At 68.7% G+C, this 5649-nt stretch carries 5 protein-coding genes and 1 pseudogene; 1 reads left to right on the forward strand and 5 read right to left on the reverse strand.

Annotated elements, in window-relative coordinates; all coding sequences use genetic code 11:
• The 5 genes and pseudogenes from carB to pyrR all read right to left on the reverse strand — a co-directional run.
• A pseudogene (gene carB / locus Q4F73_RS04995) lies at positions 1 to 641 on the reverse strand (carbamoyl phosphate synthase large subunit); the annotation flags it as partial.
• Positions 642 to 663: 22 nt separating this feature from the next.
• Positions 664 to 1848, reverse strand: coding sequence for a glutamine-hydrolyzing carbamoyl-phosphate synthase small subunit (gene carA, locus Q4F73_RS05000; RefSeq protein ID WP_303358255.1), 1185 nt, complete (start codon positions 1846 to 1848; stop codon positions 664 to 666).
• Positions 1849 to 1856: 8 nt separating this feature from the next.
• On the reverse strand, positions 1857 to 3212 hold the full coding sequence (locus Q4F73_RS05005) for a dihydroorotase (RefSeq protein WP_303358256.1): 1356 nt from the start codon (positions 3210 to 3212) through the stop codon (positions 1857 to 1859).
• Entirely contained in the window at positions 3205 to 4146 is a 942-nt protein-coding gene (locus Q4F73_RS05010) for an aspartate carbamoyltransferase catalytic subunit (protein ID WP_303358257.1), read from the reverse strand. Before Q4F73_RS05010 ends, Q4F73_RS05005 begins: the two co-directional genes overlap by 8 nt.
• Positions 4146 to 4724 (reverse strand): bifunctional pyr operon transcriptional regulator/uracil phosphoribosyltransferase PyrR, encoded by a 579-nt coding sequence (gene pyrR / locus Q4F73_RS05015; RefSeq protein ID WP_303358258.1) that lies wholly within the window; start codon positions 4722 to 4724, stop codon positions 4146 to 4148. Before pyrR ends, Q4F73_RS05010 begins: the two co-directional genes overlap by 1 nt.
• A gap of 158 nt (positions 4725 to 4882) precedes the next feature.
• Between pyrR and Q4F73_RS05020 the strand changes: the two genes are divergently transcribed.
• Positions 4883 to 5649, forward strand: a 767-nt coding sequence (locus Q4F73_RS05020; RefSeq protein ID WP_368660515.1) for an NAD-dependent epimerase/dehydratase family protein, incomplete at its 3' end; no start/stop codon positions are given.

Consider the following 5649-nt stretch of genomic DNA (forward strand, 5'->3'; position numbering starts at 1 on the left):
GACTCCTCGATGAGGACGTTGGCCTCCGGGGAGGCGGCCAGGCCGCCGCCGGCGATGCGCTCGAGGTCGTCGTTGTTGTAGGCCAGGCCGGAGCCGAGGCCACCCATGGTGAACGACGGACGGACGACGACCGGCAGACCGAGCTCGGCGACGGTCGCGTGGACCTCCTCCATGTTGTGGCAGACCCGGGAGCGGGCGGATTCGCCGCCGACGGAGGCGACGATGTCCTTGAACATCTGGCGGTCCTCGCCGCGCTGGATGGCGGGGATGTCGGCGCCGATGAGCTCGACGCCGTACTTGTCCAGGATGCCGAGGCGGTCGAGCTGGATCGCGGCGTTGAGCGCGGTCTGCCCGCCGAGGGTGGCCAGGACGGCGTCGATCGGGTGGCCCTGCTCGATCTCCTTCTCGAAGATCTTCTCGATGTACTCGGGCTGGATCGGCTCGACGTAGGTGTGGTCGGCGAACTCCGGGTCGGTCATGATGGTGGCCGGGTTGGAGTTGATGAGGGTGACCCGCAGGCCCTCCTCCTTGAGGACGCGGCAGGCCTGGGTGCCGGAGTAGTCGAACTCGCAGGCCTGGCCGATGACGATCGGGCCGGAGCCGATGACCAGGACGTGCTTGATGTCTGTGCGCTTGGGCATGGTTTTCCTTTTCCTGGTTTCTTTACTTCTCGACGCCTGCGTGGGAGTCCATCAGCTCGATGAACTGGTCGAACAGCGGGTTGGCATCACGGGGACCGGCGGCGGACTCGGGGTGGTACTGGACGGAGAAGGCGCGGCCGTCGACCAGCGCCACTCCCTCGACGGTCCCGTCGTTGAGGCAGTAGTGGGTAACCCGGGCCGGACCGAAGTCGGTGTCGAAGGTCTCCCCCTCCGGGGCCTTGAGCGCGAAGCCGTGGTTCTGGGAGGTGATGTCGATCTTGCCGGTGACCTGGTTCTTCACGGGCACGTTGATGCCGCGGTGGCCGAACTTCAGCTTGTAGGTGTCCAGGCCGAAGGCGCGGCCGAGGATCTGGTTGCCGAAGCAGATGCCGAACAGGGGGATGCCGGCCTCGATGACCTTCCGGGTGGTGGCGACCATGTCGTCGGCGGTGGCCGGGTCGCCGGGGCCGTTGGAGAGGAACACCCCGTCCGGAGAGTACTGGGCCAGGTCGTCGAAGGGGGTGGAGTGCGGAACGACGATGGTGCGGATGCCGCGCTTCGCGAACTGCACCGGAGTCGCGGACTTCACGCCCAGGTCGTAGGCGACGACGGTGTAGCGGGTCTCGCCCTCGGCCGGGACCTCGTAGACCTCGTTGGTGGACACGTCCCCGGTGAGGTCCGCGCCCTTCATCGACGGCTGGGCCTGGACCTCGGCGACGAGCGTGTCGACGGGGCGGTCGGCGTTCTCGCCGGTGAAGATGCCGGCCTGCTGCGCGCCGTTGTCACGGAGGTGGCGCACCAACGCGCGCGTGTCGACGCCCCGGATACCCACCAGGCCCTGCTGCTCCATCTCCTCGGGCAGGGAACGCTCGGCGCGCCAGTTGGACACGCGGTGGGCGAGGTCACGGATGACCAGGCCGGCGGCCCAGATGCGGCCGTCGCGGGACTCGTTGTCCTCGTCGTTCCAGCCGGTGTTGCCGATCTGCGGGGCGGTGGTGATCACGATCTGGCGGTGGAAGGAGGGGTCGGTGAGGGTCTCCTGGTAGCCGGTCATGGCGGTGGTGAACACGGCCTCGCCGAGGGCCTTGCCGGCGGCGCCGAAGCTGTAGCCGCGGAATGTGCGGCCGTCGGCAAGCACGAGCACGGCCGGGATACGGGAGGAGGTGGAGGACGTCAAGGCGTCACCTTTCACGGGATGGTTGTTCATGTCTGTGTCTACTTCTCTTCGCGCGGCTCGGCGGGGACACCGTCGACGCAGGTCAGGCGGCCTCGCAGCACCGTGGTGGTGACGCGGGCGGAAAACTCCATCCCCTCGTAGGGGGTGTTCTCCGCCTTGGAGGCCATGTCCGCGCCGTGGGCGGTCCAGGTGCTGCCCGGGTCGACGATGGTGAGGTTCGCGGGCTCGCCGACGGCGATGGGGCGGCCGTGACCGGGCACGCGGACGATCTCGGCGGGGCGCTCACTCATCACCTTGGCCACCCAGCGCCAGTCGGCCCGGCCGGTGGCGACGAAGAGCTCGGCGATGATCGCCAGGGAGGTCTCCAGGCCCAGCATGCCGGGCTTGGCGTACTCGAACTCGACGCACTTGTCCTCGGAGCCGTGCGGGGCGTGGTCGGTGGCCACGCAGTCGATGGTGCCGTCGAGAAGCGCCTCGCGCAGCGCCAGGGTGTCGTGCTCCTCGCGCAGCGGCGGGTTGACGCGGTAGACGCCGTCGTAGGTGTGCAGCTTCTCGTCGGTGAGCAGCAGGTGGTGCGGGGTGACCTCGGCGGACATCGGGATGCCCTGGCCCTTCGCCCACTTGAGCAGCTCGACGGAACCGGTGGTCGAGGCGTGGCAGATGTGGACGCGGTTGCCGTAGTCGCGGGCGAGCAGCGCGTCGCGGGCGACGATGGACTCCTCGGCGGCGCGCGGCCAGCCGCGCAGGCCCAGCTTGGCGGCGGTTTCCCCCTCGTGGGCGACGGCCCCCGTGGTCAGGCGCGGCTCCTCGGCGTGCTGGGCGAGCAGGACGTCCTGGCCCTGGGCGTACTCCAGGGCGCGGCGCATGAGCTGCGGGTCGTCGACGCACTTGCCGTCGTCGGAGAACATGCGCACCTTGGCCTGGGATCCGGCCATCATGCCGAACTCGGTGAGCTCCTTCCCTTCGAGCCCCTTGGTGATGGACCCGATGGGGTGGACGTCGCAGATCGCGGCGTGCTGGCCCTTGAGCCACACGGACTCGGCGATGACCGGCTGGTCCATGACGGGCATGGTGTTGGCCATGGTGAACACGGCGGTGAAGCCACCCTTGGCGGCGGCCCGGGAGCCGGTGATGATGGTCTCGGTGTCCTCGCGGCCCGGCTCACGCAGGTGGACGTGGATGTCCACCAGGCCCGGGAGCAGGACGTGGCCGTGGCCCTCGACGGTGCGGTCGGCCTCCGCGTCCGGGGAGGCGTCGAGGTCGACGATGACGCCGTCGGAAATGAGGACGGTGACGGGGTCGCCCTCGCCGTAGAGGCGGACGTCGACAAGCTTGAGGGTGCCGGGCTCGGCGGCCGCGAGCGGTCCGGTGACCGGGTAATCAGTGTCAGTCATGAAGGGCTCCATCGGTGGCGAGCAGGGTGAACAGGACGGCCATGCGCAGGTGGACACCGTTGTTCACCTGCTGCAGGACGGCGGCGTTGTCGTAGTCGGCGACGGCGTAGTTGATTTCCATGCCGCGCAGCATCGGGCCGGGGTGCATGATGATCGCGCCGTCTTTCATCGATGCGGCGCGGGCCTTCGACAGGCCGTAGAGGGTGGCGTACTCGCGGTGCGAGGGGAAGAAGCCACCCTGCATGCGCTCCTGCTGGACGCGCAGCATCATGACCACATCGGCCGCGCCGATCTCCGCGTCGAAGTCGCTGGACACGCGCACCGGCCAGTTCTCCACGCCATAGGGCAGCAGGGTCGGCGGGGCGACGAGGGTCACCTCGGCGCCGAGGGTGGCCAGCAGGTCGACGTTGGAGCGCACCACGCGGGAGTGCAGCACGTCGCCGACGAGCAGGACCTTCTTGCCCTCGATGTCGCCGATGCGCTGGCGGATGGTGACGGCGTCGAGAAGCGCCTGGGTGGGATGCTGGTGCGAACCGTCACCGGCGTTGATGACGGAGGTGGTGTAGCCCTCCGCGCCGATCCACTCGGCGACCAGCTGTGCGGCACCCGAGGAGGGGTGGCGCATGACGATGGCGTCCGCGCCTATCGACGCCAGCGTCAAGGCCGTGTCCTTGAGCGACTCGCCCTTTTTCACCGAGGACGTGGCGGCGGAGAGGTTGATCACGTCGGCGCTCATCCACTTGCCGGCGGTCTCGAAGGAGGAACGGGTGCGGGTGGAGTTCTCGTAGAACAGGGAGTAGATCGTGCGGCCGCGCAGGGTGGGCAGCTTCTTGATCTCCCGGCCCTCGAGCGCCTCGCGGAAACGGTCGGCCTCGTCCATGAGGCCGACGATCTCCTCCCGGCTCAGATCAGCGATGGACAGCAGGTGCTTCATCAGTTGTTCTCCCGGTGGTAGCGGGTCAGGATGACGGCGTCGCGGCCGTCGATGGCCGAAAGCAGCACGGCAACGTCCTCGGTGCTCGACGTCGGCAGGTTCTTGCCGACATAATCGGCCCGGATCGGCAGCTGCCGGTGACCGCGATCGACGAGGACGGCGAGCTGGATGTTCTCCGGGCGGCCGATGTCGCGCAGGGCGTCGAGCGCGGCGCGGATGGTGCGGCCGGAGTAGAGGACGTCGTCGACAAGCACCACGGTGGCGCCGTCGATGCCGCCGGTGGGGATCCGCGTCGGCTGCAGGGCGCGGTGCGGCTTGGTGCGCAGGTCGTCGCGGTAGAGCGTGATGTCCAGGGCGCCGACGGGCACCGACACCCCCGCGAACTCCTCGATCTTGGCTGCCAGCCTCTCGGCCAGGGGCACTCCCCCCGACGGGATGCCCAGCAGCATGACGGTACCGGCGTCGGGCGAATCCAACGCCGTCTTCTCGATGATCTGGTGCGCGATGCGTGCGACCGTGCGCCCGACATCATCGGAGCCGAGCAGCTCGATGGTCGTGGCGTCAGTGCGTTCACTCATCGTGACCTCCTTCCCCGCCTCTCTGTGCGGAACTTAAAGGATGTCGGACAGAGACGAACTGTGTCCTTCGGTGTCTATGCTTAGGAGACTGCAGCCGATACTAGCATCCGGCGCCCCACCCGCGTGAGCGCGCCGACCGACGAGAGGGACATCCGCCCGTGAGCCTGACCACAAGTCACGTCGTTCCCGCCCCGCGCGAGCAGGTGTGGGAATGGCACACGCGCCCGGGCGCGCTCGTCCGCCTCTCCCCCCCGTTTCTGCCGATGAAGCCGATGAAGCAGGCCGACAAGCTTTCCGACGGCACCACCATCTTCGGCCTGCCCGCCGGGCTCAAGTGGGTCTCGCGCCACGACCTGTCGAATTTCCGCCGCGGGTACCGCTTCACCGACGTGTGCACCTCCGCCCCGGTGAAGACCCTGGCCAACTGGCGCCACGTCCATGATTTCGCCGACCACGAGGACGGCACCCTGGTCACCGACACCATCCGCACCCGCCTGCCCGCCTCCTCCCTGACGTCGTTTTTCGCCTACCGCCAGCAGCAGCTCATCCATGATGTCCAGTTCCTCGACCGCATCCGGGACCTGCAGCCCGAGCGTCCCCTGCGCATCGCGTTGACGGGTTCGCGCGGACTGGTCGGGCGCGCGGTCATGGCGCAGCTGGGCACCGCCGGGCATGAGGTGATCCAGCTGGTGCGTCGCAACGCCAAGCCCTACCAGCGGGTCTGGGAGCCCTTCCACCCCGCCCCGGATCTGCTCGACGGGATCGACGTGCTCATCCACCTGGCCGGCGAGCCCATCTTCGGGCGCTTCTCCGAGGGCCACAAGCAGGCCATCCGCGATTCCCGCGTCACCCCCACCAACCGGCTGGCGCGCCTGGTGGCCGACTCCCCCACCGTGCACACGATGATCTCCGCCTCGGCGATCGG

This window comes from Corynebacterium sp., assembly GCF_030535495.1.
GTDB lineage: Bacteria > Actinomycetota > Actinomycetes > Mycobacteriales > Mycobacteriaceae > Corynebacterium.